Raw genomic sequence first — 17270 nt, 5'->3', positions numbered from 1 at the left:
ACCTGCTTGCCCGCCTCGGCGGCGTCGATGAGGGCGTCGACGATGGGGGAGTCACCGCTCGTCCGGTAGAGCGTCTGCTTGATCGCCAGCACGTTGGGGTCGGCCGCGGCCTGCTCGATGAAGCGCTGCGTGCTGGTGGCGAACGACTCGTACGGGTGGTGCACGAGCACGTCGCCGTCGCGCAGCGTGGCGAAGACCGACTTCGGCGTCTCGCCCTCGGCGAACAGCGGGCTGGTCGCCGGCACGAACGGCCGCTCCTTGAGCTGGGGCCGGTTGACGTCGTAGACCTGCCACAACGCGCTCAGGTCGAGCAGGCCGGGCAGGCGCTGCACGTCCTCGGCCTCGATGCCGATCTCGCTGACCAGCAGGTCGAGCACGTCGTCGTCGATGTCGTCGGTGACCTCGAGCCGCACGGCCGGCCCGAAGCGGCGCCGCACCAGCTCGCGCTCGAGTGCCTGCAGCAGGTCCTCGTCGCGGTCCTCCTCGACCTCGACGTCGGCGTTGCGGGTGATGCGGAACAGGTGCTGGTCGACGACCTCCATGCCCGGGAACAGCATCGGCAGGTGGGCCGAGATGAGGTCCTCGATCGGCAGGAACTCGACCTCGGTCGGGCTCTGCGAGACGGCCACGAACCGCGGCACGTTGTCGGGCACCTTGACACGTGCGAAGCGTTCGGCGCCGCTGTCGTCCGCGTCGCGGACGAGGACGGCGAGGTTGAGCGACAGCCCGGAGATGTAGGGGAACGGGTGCGCCGGGTCGACGGCCAGCGGCGTGAGCACCGGGAAGACACGGGCGCGGAAGTACTCGGTGAGCCGGCCGCGCTCCTCGTCGTCGAGCGCGTCCCAGTGCCGGATGTGGATGCCCTCGCCGGCCAGCAGCGGCTGGATGTCGTCGCTGAACAACTTGGCGTGCTCGACGGCGAGCGTGCGGGTGCGGGTCGCGAGCGCGGCGAGCACCTCCCGCGGGGACAGGCCGTCGGCCGACACGACACCGAGGCCGGTCTGCGCCCGGCGCTTCAGCCCGGCGACGCGCACCATGTAGAACTCGTCCAGGTTGCTGGCGAAGATCGCGAGGAACTTCATCCGCTCGAGCAGCGGCTGCTCGGTGTCACGGGCCAGGGCGAGCACGCGCTCGTTGAAGGCCAGCCACGACAGCTCGCGGTTGCTGAACCGGTCGGCGGGCAGGTCGGCACTCGGCGTGCCGGCCGAGTCGAGATCGCCGTCGGGCACCGAGTCCTCGGCCTCGATCGACATCGTCTGCTGCAGCGTCCCCGGTTCGGCCATGCCCTACATGATGGACGAGCCAGGTGAACCGCAGGCGACGACGTCGCACGCGGCCGCCGTGGCCGGCCCGACCCCCAGCTTCAGTGCCGCACGCAGGTCGTCGGCGGTGTCGACGTCGCGGCGCAGGCCGGGGCCCGCGTCGAGGGTGACGGCGAAGGATGCATGGCGGGCCGCCGAGCCCTCGCCGAACGCCGGTGCCCAGAGCGCGCCCGGCGCGGCGGTGAGCAGCGTCGTGCCGGTGCCCTCGGCGTCGGGCACGAAGGCGCGGTCGTGGCGGGCCGCTGCGTCGAGGGCGGCGGCCAGCTCGACCGCCTGCAGCGCGGGCAGATCGCCGACGAGCGCGGCGATGCCGTCGTGTGGCCACTGTGCGACGGCGTGCGCGGCGCCGTCGCGCAGCGCGCCGTTGAGCCCGCGCGAGCGCTGCACCAGCACGGCGTGGCCGGCGACGGCGTCCGGTACGTCGGCCACGATCACGATGCGCGCGACCGGTGGCGCAGCGGCAGCGGCCGCCAACGCGTCGGCGCGCAGGGCGGCGACCAGACGCCCGTGCCGACCCCCGTCGCCCGGCGGCCCGGCCTCGGGGAGGGTGGCGGCGAGACGGCGCTTGGGGTCGGCCGTCTTGACCGGCACGAGCAGCGTCCAGCGCACACGCCGACGCTACCGTTCGATGCCGCCGGAACGGCGATCAGGCAGACTGCAGGTCGACAGTTCGGGGTCGGCTGGTGTTGGGGACGGGGAGGTCGGCGGTGCCGAGACGGAAGCTCAGGCGACGGGGCCACGGCGAGAAGTTGGGCTTCGGCTGGCGCTTCGCCTGGTTCGTGCTGTACTACCCGGTCTCCGGCCTGTTCAAGATCCGCTGGCGCAACATCGAGCGCGTCCCGGCGACCGGCGGCGTGATCGTCGTCGTCAACCACGTCTCGCACGTCGACCCGTTCATCGTCTCCAAGTTCATCCTCGACGCCGCCCGCGTGCCGCGGTTCCTCGCCAAGGAGGCGATCTTCGAGGTGCCGGTGGTCGGGTGGGGCATGCGCAAGATGGGGCACATCCCCGTGCGGCGCGACACCGCCGACGCCGCGCTCGCGCTGCAGTCGGCCGTCGAGAAGCTGCGTTCGGGCGCCCTGGTCGTGCTGCACCCCGAGGGCACGGTGACACGCGACCCCGACGGGTGGCCGATGTCGGCGAAGACGGGCACCGCGCGGCTGTGGCTGCTGGCGCCCGAGGTGCCGGTGATCCCGGTCGCGCAGTGGGGCGTGCAGTCGCGCTGGGACTTCTACACCAGGACGATCAAGCCGTTCCCGCGCGCGAGGCACACGCTGTCGGTCGGCGAGCCCATCGACCTGAGCCGCTTCCGCGGCGCCGAGCCGACGCCTGCGGTGCTGCGCGAGATGACCGACGTGATCATGAAGCGGCTGCGCGAGGACGTCGCCGAGCTGCGCGGCGAGCCGGCCCCCGACGGCGAGCTGTTCGTGTGGCACCGGCCGCGCCCGTCGGCCGCCGGTTCGAGCGACGCGGCGTGATCCCCGCGAGCGGCGTGGGCCGGTGACGCGCGCGGCCGTGCTCGGCGGCGGCTCGTGGGGCACGGCGTTCGCGAAGGTGCTCGCCGACGCCGGCAACGACGTCACGCTCTGGGCCCGTCGTCCCGAGCTGGCCGATCAGATCGACAGCCGGCACGAGAACGTGCCGTACCTGCCCGGCATCCGACTGCCGTCGACGCTGCGGGCCACGGCCGATCCCGCCGCGGCGCTCGACGGCGCGCAGCTCGTGGCGATCGCGATCCCGTCGCAGACGCTGCGCGCGAACCTCGCCGCCTGGACGCCGCTGCTGCCGCGCGACGCGACGCTGATCAGCCTGATGAAGGGCGTCGAGCTGGGGACGACCAAGCGCATGAGTGAGGTGATCGCCGAGGTCACCGGCGTGCCCGACGAGCGGATCGCCGTCGTCACCGGCCCGAACCTCGCCCTCGAGATCGCGCAGGAGCAGCCGGCCGCGACCGTGGTGGCCTGCATCGACGACGACCGCGCCGCGTTCGTCCAGGAGGCCTGTGGCACGCGGTACCTGCGGCCGTACACCAACACCGACGTCATCGGCTGCGAGCTCGGCGGCGCGATCAAGAACGTGATCGCGCTGGCCGCCGGCATCGCGCAGGGCATGGGGTTCGGCGACAACACCAAGGCCTCGCTCATCACCCGCGGGCTGGCCGAGACGGCCCGGCTCGGCGTGCATCTCGGCGCCGACCCGCTCACCTTCGCGGGCCTCGCGGGCCTCGGTGACCTCGTCGCCACCTGCAGCTCGCCGCTCTCGCGCAACCGCACCTTCGGCGAGCGGCTCGGTCGCGGTGAGTCCCTGGACGAGGCGCAGGCGGCCACGCACGGACAGGTCGCCGAGGGCGTCAAGAGCTGCCGGGCCGTGCTCGAGCTCGCGCAGCACGCGGGCGTCGAGGTGCCGATCACGCAGGCCGTCGAGGCCGTCTGCTTCCGTGGTCTGCCACCACGTCACACGGTCGAGGCCCTCATGTCGCGCTCGATGAAGAGCGAGTCGTAGGTAGGGTTCGCCCGGTGAGTCGGATCCGGGTGGCGGTCATCTACGGCGGGCGCAGCAGCGAGCACTCGATCTCGGTCGTGTCCGCCGGCAGCGTGCTCGCCGCGCTCGACCCCGAGCGCTACGAGGTCGTGCCCGTCGGCATCACGCCGGCGGGGCAGTGGCTGTTGACCGAGGCCGACCCGAGCAGCCTGCGCATCACGGGGCGCACCCTGCCCGAGGTCGAGAAGGGCACCGCGGTGGTGCTGCCGGCCGACCCGACGTCGGCGCACCTGGTGTCGGTCGACGCGGCGGTCGGCATGAGCGTGCTCGAGTCGTTCGACGTCGTCTTCCCCGTGCTGCACGGGCGATTCGGCGAGGACGGCACGATCCAGGGCCTGCTCGAGATGGCCGGGTTGCCCTACGTGGGCGCCGGCGTCTTCGCGAGCGCCGCCGGCATGGACAAGGAGTTCACCAAGAAGCTGCTGCGCGCGGAGGGCCTCGACGTCGGCGAGTTCGTCGTGCTGCGTTCCGCCCAGGCGTGGTCGCTGGACGACGTCGCCTCGCTGCCGCTGCCGGTGTTCGTGAAGCCGGCGCGCGCCGGGTCGAGCGTCGGCATCACCAAGGTGACCGACTGGGCGCAGCTGGCCGACGCCGTCGCCGAGGCGTTCCGCCACGACCACAAGGTGCTCGTCGAGGCCGGCGTGACCGGACGCGAGGTCGAGTGCGGCGTGCTCGAGGACGCCGACGGACGCCCGCAGGCCAGCGTGCCCGCCGAGATCCGGCTCGTGCGCGGGCACGACTGGTACGACTTCGAGGCCAAGTACCTCGACGACGCCTGCGAGTTCGACGTGCCGGCGCTGCTGCCCGACGCGACGACCGCCGCGCTGCAGGAGGCCGCGCGCCGGGCCTTCGTCGCCCTCGACTGTGCGGGCCTCGCCCGCGTCGACTTCTTCGTCGTGCCGGGCGGCGCGTCCGACGGCGGTGACCGCATCGTGGTCAACGAGGTCAACACGATGCCGGGCTTCACGCCGATCTCGATGTACCCGCGCATGTGGGCCGCGTCCGGCGTCGACTACCCGACGCTCGTCGACCGGCTCGTGCAGGCCGCCCTCCGCCGCGGCTCCGCCTGAGCCCACGGCGGCCGTGGGGGTGCGTCAGGCGATGGCGCCGGACTCGCGCAGCTGCGCGAGCTCGTCGTCGGCGTAGCCCAGCTCGGCGAGCAGCGCCGCCGTCTCGCCGCCGATCGCACCCACCGGCGCGACCTCGCCCTGGGTGACCGAGAACTTGGGCACCGGGCCGGGCATGGGCGCGCCGTCGACCTCGACGAACGAGCCGCGGGCGACGTTGTGCGGGTGGTGCAGCGACTCCTCGAGCGTGAGCACGGGCGCGACGCAGGCGTCGAGGGGCGCGAACAGCTCGGCCCACTCGTCACGGGTGCGGCTGCGGAACGCCTCGGCGAGCGCCTTGGTGCACGCGTCCCACTCGCTCGGCGCGTACGGGGTCGGGGTGGTGGCCTCGTCCAGGCCGAGACCCTGCAGCAGGGCCGACCAGAACTGCGGCTCGAGCGGGCCGACGGCCACCCACTTGCCGTCCGACGTCTCGTAGCAGCGGTAGTTGGGGGCGCCGCCGTCGAGCATGTTCACGCCGCGCTCGTCCTGCCAACCGCCGCGGGCGAGGAAGGTGCGGGTCATCGAGCCGAGGTACGAGGCGCCCTCGGTCATCGCCGCGTCGATCACCTGGCCCTCGCCGGTGGCACGCGCGTGCACGAGCGCGGCGAGCAGGCCGGTCGCGAGCACCATCGCACCGCCGCCGAAGTCGGCGACGTAGTTGATCGGCGGCACCGGCGGACCGTCCTTCGGGCCGATGCCGTGCAGCAGCCCGGTGATCGCGAGGTAGGTGATGTCGTGGCCGGCGGTCGGCGCGAGCGGACCGTGCTGGCCCCACCCGGTCATGCGGCCGTAGACGAGCCTCGGGTTGCGGGCCAGGGCCTCGTCCGGGCCGACACCGAGCCGCTCGGCGACCCCGGGCCGGAAGCCCTCGATGAGCGCGTCGCACGTCTCGAGCAGCTTCAGCGCGACCTCCGCGCCGCCGGGCTTGCGCAGGTCGAGGCCGATCGAGCGCCGGCCGCGTCCCATCTGGCTGGCGGCCATCGCGTCGCCGAGCCCGCCGCCGGCGAGCCGGTCGATCCGGATCACCTCTGCGCCGAGGTCGGCGAGCAACATGCCCAGGAACGGCACCGGCCCGATCGCCGGCAGTTCGAGCACACGGACACCCTGCAACGGACCGGGCACAGCCAGACCTCCACGACGATGGACGGACGAACTCGTGACGGAACCAGCAACGGGTGACGGATTCCCGATCTCGTGACGGCAGATTTCGCCGTCACGGGATTCGGGATCCGTCACCCGATCGCTGATCCGTCACGAGATGGCGGACGAGCCGGATGGCTCAGACCACCTCAGAACTGCTCGTTGTTCTCGGCCTTCTTGCGCAGCAGCGGGTTCGGCTCGAAGCGCGGGCCGTACTTGGCGGCCAGCTCCTCGGCGCGCGCGACGAACGCCGCGACGCCCTTGCCCGTGCGGCCCTCATAGCCGTTGATGTACTGCAGCACGCCACCGGTCCAGGCCGGGTAGCCGATGCCGAAGATCGAGCCGATGTTCGCGTCGGCGGTCTGGACGATCACGCCCTCCTCGACGCAGCGGGTGGTCTCGACGGCCTCGATGACGAGCATGCGCTCCTCGAGCTCGGCGAGGTCGATCGTCGCCGGGTCGACCGTGACCGGGAAGAGCTCGGCGAGCCCCGACCAGAGACCGGTGCGCTTGCCCGCCTCGTCGTAGTCGAAGAAGCCCTTGCCGCGCAGGCGACCCGGACGACCGGCCTCGACCATCTTGTCGATGACGCCCTCGGCCGGGTGGGCGACCCAGGACGCGCCGGCCGCTTCCTTTGACTCGTTGCGGATCTTGACCATCAGCTCCATGTTGAGCTCGTCGCTGAGCTGCAGCGCGCCGACCGGGTAGCCGGCCTGCGTCGTGGCCTGCTCGATCGTCGCGGCCGGGATGCCCTCGGTGAGCATCGAGATCGCCTCGTTGACGAACGTGCCGATGACGCGCGAGGTGAAGAAGCCGCGGCTGTCGTTGACGACGATCGGAGTCTTCTTGATCTGCGCGACGTAGTCGAGCGCGCGGGCGACGGCCTCGTCGGAGGTCTGCTCGCCGCGGATGAGCTCGACCAGCGGCATCTTGTCGACGGGGGAGAAGAAGTGGATGCCGACGAAGTCGGACTTCCGCTCGACGCCCTCGGCGAGCTCGGTGATCGGCAGCGTGGACGTGTTCGAGCCGAGCAGCGCGTCGGGCGCGACGATCTTCTCGAGGTCCTGGAACACCTGGTGCTTCAGCGACATCTTCTCGAAGACGGCCTCGACGACGAGGTCGCAGCCGGCGAGGTCGGCGTAGTCGGCCGTGGGCTTGATGCGCCCGAGCAGCTCGTCGGCCTTCTCCTGCGTCATCTTGCCGCGCTGGACGGCCTTGCCGACCAGCTTCTCCGAGTAGCCCTTGCCCTTCTCGGCGGCCTCGAGCGAGATGTCCTTGAGGACGACCTCCATGCCGTTGCGGGCGCTGACGTAGGCGATGCCCGCGCCCATCATGCCGGCGCCGATGACGGCGACCTTCGTGGCCTTGCGCTGCTCGACACCCGCCGGACGCGACCCGCCGGCGTTGATCGAGTTCAGGTCGAACCAGAACGCCTGGATCATGTTCTTCGCGACCTGGCCGCGGGCGAGGTCGACGAAGTAGCGACCCTCGACCTTGAGCGCGCTGTCGAGGTCGAGCAGCGCACCCTCGACGGCCGCGGACATGATGTGGTGCGGCGCCGGCATGTTCGCGCCCTTGAGCTGCTTGCGCAGGTTGGCCGGGAACGACGGCAGGATCGCGGCGAGCGACGGCGAGGTCGGCGTGCCGCCCGGGATCTTGTAGCCCTTGACGTCCCAGCGCTGCTGCGACTCGGGGTTGGCCTTGATCCACGCGCGCGCGGCCTCGAGGCCGGCCTCGGTCGTCGGCACGAGCTCGTCGACGAGGCCGAGCTCCTTGGCGTCCGCCGGCTTGTAGCGGTTGCCCTGCAGCAGCACCTTCATCAGGCCGTCGGCGAGACCGAGCAGGCGGGTGATGCGCACGACGCCGCCGGCGCCGGGCAGCAGGCCGAGGGTGACCTCGGGCAGGCCGAACTGCGCCTTCGGGTTGTCGACGGCGATGCGGCGGTGGGTGATGAGCGCGATCTCGAGACCGCCGCCCAGCGCAGCGCCGTTGAGCACCGAGACGACCGGCTTGCCGAGCTTCTCGACGGCCCGCATCTCGGCCTTCATCTTCTCGACGCCCGCGGCGAACTCGGCCGCGGTCTCGTCGGTGACCTGGATCAGCTGCCGCAGGTCGCCGCCGGCGAAGAAGGTGTCTTTACCAGAGGTGATGATGACGCCGGCGATCGAGTCCTTCTCGTTCACGAGGCGCTCGACGGTGGCCGACCACGACGCGCGGAAGTCGTCGTTCATCGTGTTGGCGCGCTGGTTCGGGTCGTCCAGGGTCAGCGTGACGATGCCGTCGGCGTCCTGGTCCCAGCGGATGGTGTCAGTCATTGGTCAACTACTCCCGGCTCAGATGCGCTCGACGATGGTCGCGGTGCCCATGCCACCGCCGACGCAGAGGGTGACGAGGCCGTAGCGCAGGTCGCGCCGCTCGAGCTCGTCGATGACGGTGCCGAGGATCATCGCGCCGGTCGCACCCAGCGGGTGGCCGAGGGCGATGGCGCCACCGTTGACGTTGGTCTTCTCGTGGTCGATGCCCATGTCGCGCATGAACTTCAGCGCGACGGCGGCGAACGCCTCGTTGATCTCCCACAGGTCGATGTCGTCGGCGGTGAGGCCGGCCTTCGCCAGCGCCTTGCGGGCCGACGGCGCCGGGCCGGTGAGCATGATCGTGGGCTCGCTGCCGACCGTGGCCGTCGAGACGATGCGGGCGCGCGGGGTGAGGCCGTTGGCCCGGCCCGCCGCCTCGCTGCCGATGAGCACGAGCGCCGAGCCGTCGACGATGCCGGACGAGTTGCCCGGGGTGTGCACGTGGTTGATCTTCTCGACCCAGTGGTACTTCTGCAGCGCCACCGCGTCGAAGCCGCCCATGTCGCCGATCGCGGCGAACGACGGCTTGAGGCCGGCGAGCGACTCGGGCGTGGTGCCGGCGCGCACGAACTCGTCGTGGTCGAGGATCACCTGGCCGTTGAGGTCGGTGACCGGGATGACCGAGCGGCTGAAGGCGCCGTTGGCGATCGCCTTGGCGGCGCGGGTCTGCGACTCGGCGGCGTAGACGTCGACGTCCTCACGGCTGTAGCCCTCGATCGTCGCGATGAGGTCGGCGCTCACGCCCTGCGGGACGAAGTAGGTGTCGTACGCGGTCTCGGGGTCCATGGCCCACGGGCCGCCGTCCGAGCCCATCGGCACGCGCGACATCGACTCGACGCCACCGGCGACGATGAGGTCCTCGAAGCCCGAGCGCACCTTCTGCGAGGCGGTGTTCACGGCCTCGAGGCCGGAGGCGCAGAAGCGGTTCAGCTGGAAGCCGGGGCCGCTGTTCTCGTAGCCGGCGGCGAGGGCGGCGGTGCGGGCGATGTCGGCACCCTGCTCACCGACGGGCGAGACGACACCGAGGATGACGTCCTCGACATTGGCCGGGTCGAGCTCCGGGTTGCGCTTGCGCAGCTCCTCGAGCAGACCGGTGACGAGGGAGATCGGCTTGACGCTGTGCAGCGAGCCGGTGTCCTTGCCGCGTCCGCGGGGCGTGCGGATCGCGTCGTAGACGAATGCTTCGGTCATGATGCCTACCGTTTCCGTCGGGTGGGTGCTGAACTGCCTCAGAACGCTGTCAGCATGACTGGCACAGTACGCCGGTGACAGCGGTTGTGTCACGTTCGACACGGCCGTAGCCTGCCCTGGTGAGCAGCGAAGATCGGGACGCCGTCGACACGGTCGATGCGGCGTCCGCAGCCGGCGAGCTCACCATCGACGAACTGGCGGCCCGCACGGGCACGACGGTACGCACGGTGCGGTTCTACGCAAGCCAGGGGCTGCTGCCGCCGCCCACCCGGCGCGGGCGCATCGCCTACTACGACAGCTCGCACCGCATGCGGCTCGACCTCATCCGCAGCCTGCAGGAGCACGGGTACACGCTCGCGGCGATCCAGCGCGCGCTCGAGCGGATCCCCGACGACGCGCCGCCCGCCACGTACGGCGTGCAGGCCGCGGTGCTCGCGCCCTGGCTGCCCGACGAGACCGAGTCGATCACCCGGGGCGACCTCGACCGCCGGGCCGGCCGTGCCGTCACCGACGAGGAGGTCGACTACCTCGTCGAGGTCGGCGCGCTGAGCCGCAACGACGACGGCGCCTTCACGGTCTGGACGAACATGCTCGGCCACGCCCTCGAGCTGATGCGCCTGCCCGTGCCGACCTCCGTGCTGCACGACTCGGCGTCGCTCATCGGCCAGCACGCCACCGCGGTGGCCGAGGGGCTGACCGAGATCTTCATCAAGGCGATCTGGGAGCCCTACCGCCGCGGCGAGATGGCGCACGAGGAGGTCGTGGCGATGCTGACCCGGCTGCGTCCGCTCGCCGTGCAGGGACTGGTCAGCGCGTTCGTCCAGGCGGCCGACCACGCCGCCCGTCGCGGTCTCGAGGACTGATCACTTCCGCCGCGTGCACTGCTGCGACAGCGGCTTGGACGCATCGATGACGCACACCTGCGGCAGCGTCGCGATCGCGTCGGCGATCGGCGCGAGCGGCGGCTGCGCGTACCCCTTCGGCACGACCACCTGGAAGTAGACCGAGCGGTCGACGGCCGTCCAGATCGTCTCGTCCTTGCTCGCGACGGGCAGGAACCACACCCCGTCGACGGCGACGGCCTGGGCCGAACTGCCGGGCGTGAGCTCCTTCGGCCGCTCGACGCCGCAGCTCCAGATGACCGGCGGCTGCCCCCACGCGACGACGAACGGCGTGTCCGGCGTGGGATGCACCACGCGCTGGACGAGACCGGACAGCTGGATCGGCAGCTTCTGCAGCACCTCGGTGCACTCGGCCTGGTGCGCCGACGCCAACGGGGGAGCGGGCGCGGTGACGGCCGGCAGGGCACCGGGCGCGGACGTCGTCGGCGTCGGCTTCGGGTCGGCCGTCAGGTTGGCGAACAGCAGCAGCGCCAGCACGACGACCGGGATGGTCACGGCCGTCGCGATGAGCGCGGCCCGGCGGGTGTCGGGGTTCAGGGCCGCCTACAGGTGCACGACGGGACAGGTCAGCGTGCGCGTGATGCCGGCGACCGACTGCACCCGGGCCACCACCAGCTTGCCCAGCTCGTCGACCGTGTCGGCCTCGGCACGCACGATCACGTCGTAGGGGCCGGTGACGTCCTCGGCGTTGGTGACGCCCTCGAGACGGCCGATCTCGTCGGCCACCGAGGCGGCTTTGCCGACCTCGGTCTGGATGAGGATGTAGGCGTTGACGGGCATCGAGGCTCCTTCGCGGGGCGCCGGTGTGGCAGCGTGTCCACCAGCGTAGGCGACCCTGCGCGACACGATCGACGACGAGGGGTGAGGGCGATCTCCGGGGCACAGGACGACGTCGGCAGCGTCGGGGAGTTCGGCCTCATCGCGCGGGTGAGCGCCGCGCTCGACACCACGGAGGCGGTGCTGCTCGGGCCGGGCGACGACGCCGCGGTCGTGGCCGCGCCGGACGGCCGGGTGGTCGCCTCGACCGACCAGCTGCTCGAGCACCGGCACTTCCGCCGCGACTGGTCCTCGGCCGAGGACGTCGGCCACAAGGCGGCGGCGCGGGCCTGCTCGGACATCGCCGCCATGGGCGCGGTGCCGACCGCGGTGCTGGTCGCGCTGGCCACGCCCGGCGACGTCCCACTGACCTGGACCGACGGCCTCGTCACCGGTCTGCGTGACGAGTGCCGGGCGCTCGGCGCCGCCGTCGTCGGCGGGGACGTCACGGCGGCCGACACGGTCGCCGTCGTGGTGACCGCCCTGGGCGACCTGCAGGGCCGCCCGCCCGTGACGCTGGCCGGCGCCGCGGTGGGCGACGTCGTCGCGTACGTCGGCCGGCTCGGCTGGGCGGCGGCGGGACTCGCCGTGCTCGGCCGCGGTTTCCGCTCGCCCGCGCAGGTCGTCGGCGCCCATCGGCGGCCCGAACCGCCCTACGCCCAGGGGCCGCACGCGGCGCTCGCCGGGGCGACCGCGATGACCGACGTGAGCGACGGCCTGGTCGCCGACCTCGGCCATCTGGCCGACGCGAGCAGCGTGCAGATCGCGCTCGACAGCGTGCTGCTGCCGGTGCCCAACCGCCTCACCGAGGTCGCGGCAGCGCTCAACGTCGACCCGCGCGACTGGGTGCTGCACGGTGGCGACGACTACGCCCTGGTCGCGACCTTCCCCGCCGGCTCGACGCTGCCGGCCGACTGGGTGCGCATCGGCGTCGTGCGCGAGGGTGCCGGCGTCGCGATCGACGGCGTGACGGTCGCGCCGCGCGGTCACGAGCACTTCCGCTGACCCGCCGCGCCGGAATTGTCAGAGGGACTGGCTAGCGTCGCGAGCGTGTCAGCCGCAGAGCAACAGCCCCTCGTCGACGACGGCGCCGTCGGGATCGAGGCGCGGCGCGTCGACGACCCTGCCGTCGCGCCGTTGATCGCCGCCGTGCAGCGGTACTACGTCGAGACCTACGGCGGTGAGGACGACGACCCGACGCCACCCGAGGCGTTCGCGCCGCCGCACGGCGTCTTCCTGCTCGGGCGCGAGCAGGGCCGCGCCGTCGCGATGGGAGGGTTCCGCCGGGTCGACGACCGCACGGTCGAGATCAAGCGGATGTACGTCGACCCGTCGGCGCGCGGTCGGGGCTGGGGCCGCCGGATGGTGCGCGCGCTCGAGCGCGAGGCCCGGGCGGCCGGCGCCACGCGGGTCGTGCTGAACACCGGCTTCCGGCAGCAGGCGGCCATCGCGCTCTACGAGGCGGAGGGGTACGTGCCGGGCGGACGGTTCGGGCATTACGCCGACCAGCCGGGGGCGCTCTTCTTCGCCAAGACGCTGAACACCCCGGCGTGAGCGGCCGCTTCAACGATCACGGCCCGTCTCGCGGGACGAGGACGGGCCGTGCGGCGCGGCAGGGTCAGCGGGTGACCTTGCCGGCCTTGAGGCACGAGGTGCACACCTTCAGGCGACGCCGGGTGCCCGGCGCGACCAGGGCGCGGACGCTCTGGATGTTCGGGTTCCACCGACGGTTCGTGCGCCGGTGGGAGTGCGAGACGGACATGCCGAACCCCGGCCCCTTGCCGCAGACATCGCAGACGCTGGCCACTGGAAACTCCTCGAGACGAAGTGGGTGCCCACCGCCATCAGGACGGCAGCGGGACGAGCCGAAGCACCCGGGCGCGGCCGGGCAACCTGAGCATCCTATCCGGCGGCACACGCCGCAGCCAAACCGCCGCCCGCCCAGGCGTGCCGCGGCGGCCGCCCGGGGCGGACGCCGCCGAGGTGCCGGTCACGCGGCGGCCCGACGGATATCCTGCCGCCCGATGGACATCGCCGGGACGACCCCTTCCGCGCCCGGGGCGCTGGAGGTGCTCGATGTCGCCGCCATCCGCCGGTGGAGTGCCCTCGCGGTCGACCAGCTCGAGCGGCACCGCGCCGAGATCGACGGGCTCAACGTCTTCCCGGTGGCCGACCGCGACACCGGCACCAACCTGAGCCTCACCCTCGTCGCCGCGCACCAGTCGCTCGAGCTGGACACCGACGCCACGACGGCCGCCGAGGCGCTGCGGGCACTCGCCGTCGGCGCCGCCCTCGGCGCACAGGGCAACAGCGGCGCGATCGTGTCGCAGGTGCTGCGCGGCATCGCCGAGGCCGCGGGGGACGCGACGGCGGTCGACGGCGTCGCCCTGTCCGACGGCCTGCTGCGGGGCGCGGAACTCGCCCGCGCCGCCGTCGTCGACCCCGTCGAGGGCACGATCCTGTCGGTCGCGGCCGCCGCTGCCGCCGCCGCGTCGGCCGGTGCCGGGCTCGCCGAGGTCGTCGTCGCCGCCGTCCAGGCCGCCGTCGCGGCGCTCGAGCACACCCCCGACCAGCTGGCGCTGCTCGCCGACCAGGGGGTCGTCGACGCGGGCGGGCGCGGACTGGTGCTGCTGCTGGACGCCCTGGCCGAGGTGGTCACCGGGGAGCCGGTCGCACCACCCGGCACGGTCGAGGGCGTGGCGCACGACGACGGCTGCGCCGCACCCGACTCCGCCTTCGGCTTCGAGGTGCAGTACCTGGTCGACGGGTCGGACGCCGCGATGGCAGCACTGCGGGCACGGCTCTCACAGCTGGGTGACTCGGTCGTCGTGGCCGGCACGGGCAGCGGCACCTGGAAGGTGCACGCGCACGTCGACGACGTCGGCGCCGCGATCGAGGCGGGCATCCAGGTGGGCCGCCCGCGCGACGTGAGCGTCGTCCGCTTCGCCGACCAGATGGGACGCCACGGTCACGAGCGGTCGTCGCGGCCGGCCGGTGCCCCCGGCACGGCGGTCGTCGCGCTCGGCGGCCGCTCCGGGCTCGGTCACCTCTTCCGCCGTGAGGGCGTGCACGTACTGGACGAGTCGGCCGGCGCCGACCACCTCGGCGCCGAACTCGCCGCGGTCGCGGCCGACGGCATCGTGCTGCTCACCAACTCCGCCGAGTCCGAGGCGGTCGCCAACGCCGGTGCCGCGATCGCGCGCCGTCGCGGCGCCCGCGTCGTGGTCGTGCCGACCGGCTCGGCGGTGCAGGGGCTCGCGGCCGTGGCGGTGCACGATCCCGCGCGGCGCTTCGACGACGACGTCGTGGCCATGGCCGAGGCGGCCGCAGCGACGAGGTCGGCCGAGGTGTTGATCGCCGACGAGGACGCCCTCACCTCGGTCGGGCCGTGCCGGGCCGGCGACGTGCTCGGGCTCATCGACGGCGAGGTCGTGCAGGTCGGGCACAGCCGGCTCAGCGTCGCCTTCGCCCTGCTCGACCGGCTGCTCGGCATCGGCGTCGAGCTCGTCACGATCGTGGTGGGCGAGGGATTGTCCGAGTCGACCGGCGGGGTGCTGCACGACTACGTGCGCGAGCGGTCGCCGCTCACCGAGGTGGTCGTCTACGCCGGCGGCCCGGCCCACCGGCCGCTGCAGTTCGGGGCGGAGTAGGCGCGGCGATGGTCGACCTGGACAGCCGCCTCACCGACGTCGTCGGCGGGAAGACGGCAGCGGTGCTCGAGAAGTCGTTCGGCATGGAGCTGGTGCGCGACCTGCTCGGGCACTACCCGCGCCGGCTCGCGGAGCGGGGCGAACTCACCGACCTGAGCTCCCTGCGCATCGACGAGGACGTCACCGTCGTCGCCGAGGTCAAGCGCACGAACCACTTCGGGGCCCGCGGCAAGGCCACCGCCGGCCGGGTCGAGGTGATCGTCGGCGACGGCAAGGGCGAGCTGCAGCTGGTCTTCTTCGGCAAGGGCGGATGGCGCACCCGCGACCTGCAGCCCGGCCGCCGCGGGCTGTTCTCCGGCAAGGTCGGGTGGTTCCGCGACCGGTGGCAGCTCGTGCACCCCGAGTTCAAGCTGCTCGACGGCGACGAGCTCGACGGGCTGCGGGTCGACGACTACGCGGGCAAGCTCATCCCGATCTACCCCGCGACGCAGCGTGTGCGCACCTGGCAGCTGCAGCAGATGGTGCAGCACGTGCTGCAGCTCGTCGGCACGATCGACGACCCGGTGCCGGTCGAGATGCTCGCCCGGCAGGGGCTGTGCGACCTGGACACCGCCCTGCGGGACATGCACCAGCCCAACGAGCGGTCGGACTGGTCGCGCGCCCGCCGCCGGCTGAAGTTCGACGAGGCGCTCGGACTGCAGCTCGCGCTCGCGCAGCGCCGCGTCGCCGCCCGGGCGAACCCTGCGGTGGCGCGTCCGCGGCGCGAGGGCGGCCTGCTCGACGCCTTCGACACCCGGCTGCCGTTCGACCTCACGGCCGGGCAGCGCTCGGTCGGCGACACCCTGGCCACCGAGCTCGCCGGCGAGCACCCGATGCACCGGCTGCTGCAGGGCGAGGTCGGCTCGGGGAAGACGATCGTCGCGCTGCGGGCGATGCTGCAGGTCGTCGACCACGGCGGGCAGGCGGCCCTGCTCGCCCCGACGGAGGTGCTGGCGGCGCAGCACGCGCGCACGATCGAGGCGATGCTCGGTCCGCTGGCACAGGGCGGCCTGCTCGGCGGGGCCGACACCGCCACCCGCGTCACGCTGCTCACCGGCTCGCTGCCGGCCGCCGCACGCAAGCGCGCGCTGCTCGAGGCGGCGAGCGGCGAGGCCGGGATCGTCGTCGGCACCCACGCGCTGATCCAGGAGCACGTGCAGTTCGCCGACCTCGGGCTCGTGGTGGTCGACGAGCAGCACCGCTTCGGCGTCGAGCAGCGCGACGCCCTGCGCAACAAGGCGGCCGCACCGCCGCACCTGCTCGTCATGACAGCGACACCGATCCCGCGCACGGTGGCGATGACGGTGTTCGGTGACCTCGACACCTCGACGTTGCGTGAACTGCCCCGCGGCCGCGCACCGATCGCGACGTCGGTCGTGCCGGTGGCCTAGAAGCCGGGCTGGATCGATCGGGCGTGGGCGAGGGTGCGCGAGGAGGTGGCCGACGGCCGGCAGGCCTACGTCGTCTGCCCGCGCATCGGGCTGGACGAGAAGGATCTCGAGGCCGACGTGCCCGACTACGTCGACGAGGGGTTCCGGAGCGCGTCCGGCCAGCGCCGACCCGCGGTGTCGGTGCTCGAACTCGCCCCGACGCTCACGGAGGGCCCGCTCGCCGGGCTGCGGGTCGGTGTCCTGCACGGCCGACTCGCGCCGGAGGAGAAGGACCAGGTGATGGCCGACTTCGTGGCCCGCCGGCTCGACGTGCTCGTCGCGACGACGGTGATCGAGGTCGGCGTCGATGTCCCGAACGCGACCATGATGGTGATCATGGACGCCGACCGCTTCGGTGTCTCGCAGTTGCACCAGCTGCGTGGCCGGGTCGGCCGCGGCGGCCACGCCGGGCTCTGCCTGCTCGTCACCGGGCTGCCCGGCGGTCATCCGTCCCGCGCCCGGCTCGACGCCGTCGCGGCGACCACCGACGGCTTCGAGTTGGCCCGCCTCGACGTCGAGCAGCGCAGCGAGGGCGACGTGCTCGGCGCGGCGCAGTCGGGCCGGCGACGGTCGGTGCGCCTGCTCTCGCTCCTGCGGGACGAGGAGATCATCACGGCCGCCCGCGGCGAGGCGTCCGACCTGGTCGCGGGCGACCCCGACCTCGCCGATCACCCCCTGCTCGCGCGCATGGTCGCCGCCGTCGTCGACGAGACGCAGGCCCAGTACCTCGCGAAGGCCTGACGTGGCCCTGCGCATCGTCGGCGGCGTCGCCGGCG

Annotated in this window: 14 protein-coding genes and 2 pseudogenes; 8 read left to right on the top strand and 8 right to left on the bottom strand. The window is 72.8% G+C overall.

Features of this window, described 5'->3' with window-relative positions; translation table 11 throughout:
* Positions 1 to 1283 (bottom strand): annotated as a pseudogene (locus ACTHMS_RS21535) (RNA degradosome polyphosphate kinase); the annotation flags it as partial.
* A 3-nt stretch (positions 1284 to 1286) separates the two neighbouring features.
* On the bottom strand, positions 1287 to 1931 hold the full coding sequence (cofC, locus tag ACTHMS_RS21530; protein ID WP_440308706.1) for a 2-phospho-L-lactate guanylyltransferase: 645 nt from the start codon (positions 1929 to 1931) through the stop codon (positions 1287 to 1289).
* Positions 1932 to 2029: 98 nt separating this feature from the next.
* Here cofC and ACTHMS_RS21525 point away from each other — a divergent pair, with 98 nt between their 5' ends.
* The 3 genes from ACTHMS_RS21525 to ACTHMS_RS21515 are packed head-to-tail and all read left to right on the top strand — an operon-like array spanning position 2030 to position 4933.
* On the top strand, positions 2030 to 2800 hold the full coding sequence (locus tag ACTHMS_RS21525) for a lysophospholipid acyltransferase family protein (RefSeq protein ID WP_440308705.1): 771 nt from the start codon (positions 2030 to 2032) through the stop codon (positions 2798 to 2800).
* A gap of 22 nt (positions 2801 to 2822) precedes the next feature.
* Positions 2823 to 3824 (top strand): NAD(P)H-dependent glycerol-3-phosphate dehydrogenase, encoded by a 1002-nt coding sequence (locus tag ACTHMS_RS21520; protein ID WP_440308704.1) that lies wholly within the window; start codon positions 2823 to 2825, stop codon positions 3822 to 3824.
* Positions 3825 to 3838: 14 nt separating this feature from the next.
* Positions 3839 to 4933, top strand: a complete 1095-nt coding sequence (locus ACTHMS_RS21515) for a D-alanine--D-alanine ligase family protein (RefSeq protein WP_440308703.1) — start codon at positions 3839 to 3841, stop codon at positions 4931 to 4933.
* A gap of 24 nt (positions 4934 to 4957) precedes the next feature.
* Here ACTHMS_RS21515 and ACTHMS_RS21510 read toward each other — a convergent pair whose 3' ends face one another.
* From ACTHMS_RS21510 to ACTHMS_RS21500, 3 genes are all read right to left on the bottom strand, one after another.
* Positions 4958 to 6094 (bottom strand): CaiB/BaiF CoA transferase family protein, encoded by a 1137-nt coding sequence (locus ACTHMS_RS21510; protein WP_440308702.1) that lies wholly within the window; start codon positions 6092 to 6094, stop codon positions 4958 to 4960.
* A gap of 167 nt (positions 6095 to 6261) precedes the next feature.
* A complete protein-coding gene (locus ACTHMS_RS21505) occupies positions 6262 to 8427 on the bottom strand; it encodes a 3-hydroxyacyl-CoA dehydrogenase NAD-binding domain-containing protein (RefSeq protein ID WP_440308701.1) in 2166 nt (721 codons plus the stop codon).
* Between the two features lie 18 nt (positions 8428 to 8445).
* Complete coding sequence (locus tag ACTHMS_RS21500) at positions 8446 to 9660, bottom strand: acetyl-CoA C-acetyltransferase (protein WP_440308707.1); 1215 nt, start codon at positions 9658 to 9660, stop codon at positions 8446 to 8448.
* 116 nt (positions 9661 to 9776) lie between these two features.
* On the opposite strand from ACTHMS_RS21500, the gene ACTHMS_RS21495 reads away from it, so the two are divergent.
* Positions 9777 to 10520, top strand: a complete 744-nt coding sequence (locus ACTHMS_RS21495; RefSeq protein ID WP_440308700.1) for a MerR family transcriptional regulator — start codon at positions 9777 to 9779, stop codon at positions 10518 to 10520.
* On the opposite strand, the gene ACTHMS_RS21490 is transcribed toward ACTHMS_RS21495, so the two are convergent.
* A complete protein-coding gene (locus ACTHMS_RS21490; RefSeq protein ID WP_440308699.1) occupies positions 10521 to 11054 on the bottom strand; it encodes a DUF3515 domain-containing protein in 534 nt (177 codons plus the stop codon). It abuts the gene before it with no gap.
* 48 nt (positions 11055 to 11102) lie between these two features.
* Positions 11103 to 11339 (bottom strand): Lrp/AsnC family transcriptional regulator, encoded by a 237-nt coding sequence (locus tag ACTHMS_RS21485; protein WP_440308698.1) that lies wholly within the window; start codon positions 11337 to 11339, stop codon positions 11103 to 11105.
* Between the two features lie 81 nt (positions 11340 to 11420).
* Between ACTHMS_RS21485 and ACTHMS_RS21480 the strand changes: the two genes are divergently transcribed.
* Positions 11421 to 12380, top strand: coding sequence for a thiamine-phosphate kinase (locus ACTHMS_RS21480; RefSeq protein ID WP_440308697.1), 960 nt, complete (start codon positions 11421 to 11423; stop codon positions 12378 to 12380).
* A gap of 45 nt (positions 12381 to 12425) precedes the next feature.
* Positions 12426 to 12929, top strand: coding sequence for a GNAT family N-acetyltransferase (locus ACTHMS_RS21475; RefSeq protein WP_440308696.1), 504 nt, complete (start codon positions 12426 to 12428; stop codon positions 12927 to 12929).
* A gap of 64 nt (positions 12930 to 12993) precedes the next feature.
* On the opposite strand, the gene rpmB is transcribed toward ACTHMS_RS21475, so the two are convergent.
* A complete protein-coding gene (rpmB, locus tag ACTHMS_RS21470; protein WP_440308695.1) occupies positions 12994 to 13182 on the bottom strand; it encodes a 50S ribosomal protein L28 in 189 nt (62 codons plus the stop codon).
* Between the two features lie 217 nt (positions 13183 to 13399).
* Here rpmB and ACTHMS_RS21465 point away from each other — a divergent pair, with 217 nt between their 5' ends.
* Both ACTHMS_RS21465 and recG read left to right on the top strand, forming a co-directional pair.
* Positions 13400 to 15025: a DAK2 domain-containing protein gene (locus ACTHMS_RS21465; protein ID WP_440308694.1), complete on the top strand. Its 1626-nt coding sequence runs from the start codon at positions 13400 to 13402 to the stop codon at positions 15023 to 15025.
* Between the two features lie 8 nt (positions 15026 to 15033).
* Positions 15034 to 17235 (top strand): annotated as a pseudogene (gene recG, locus ACTHMS_RS21460) (ATP-dependent DNA helicase RecG).
* Positions 17236 to 17270 lie beyond the last annotated feature (35 nt).

The organism is Jatrophihabitans sp. (assembly GCF_051960575.1).
Classification (GTDB): domain Bacteria; phylum Actinomycetota; class Actinomycetes; order Mycobacteriales; family Jatrophihabitantaceae; genus JBQCEE01.
This window is presented reverse-complemented; position numbering and strand designations above follow the sequence as displayed.

Excerpts from the sequence above, each read along its gene's own strand:
- ACTHMS_RS21465 (WP_440308694.1), top strand. The coding sequence starts at position 13,400 with ATGGACATCGCCGGGACGACCCCTTCCGCGCCCGGGGCGCTGGAGGTG.
- ACTHMS_RS21485 (WP_440308698.1), bottom strand. The coding sequence starts at position 11,339 with ATGCCCGTCAACGCCTACATCCTCATCCAGACCGAGGTCGGCAAAGCC.
- ACTHMS_RS21505 (WP_440308701.1), bottom strand. The coding sequence starts at position 8,427 with ATGACTGACACCATCCGCTGGGACCAGGACGCCGACGGCATCGTCACG.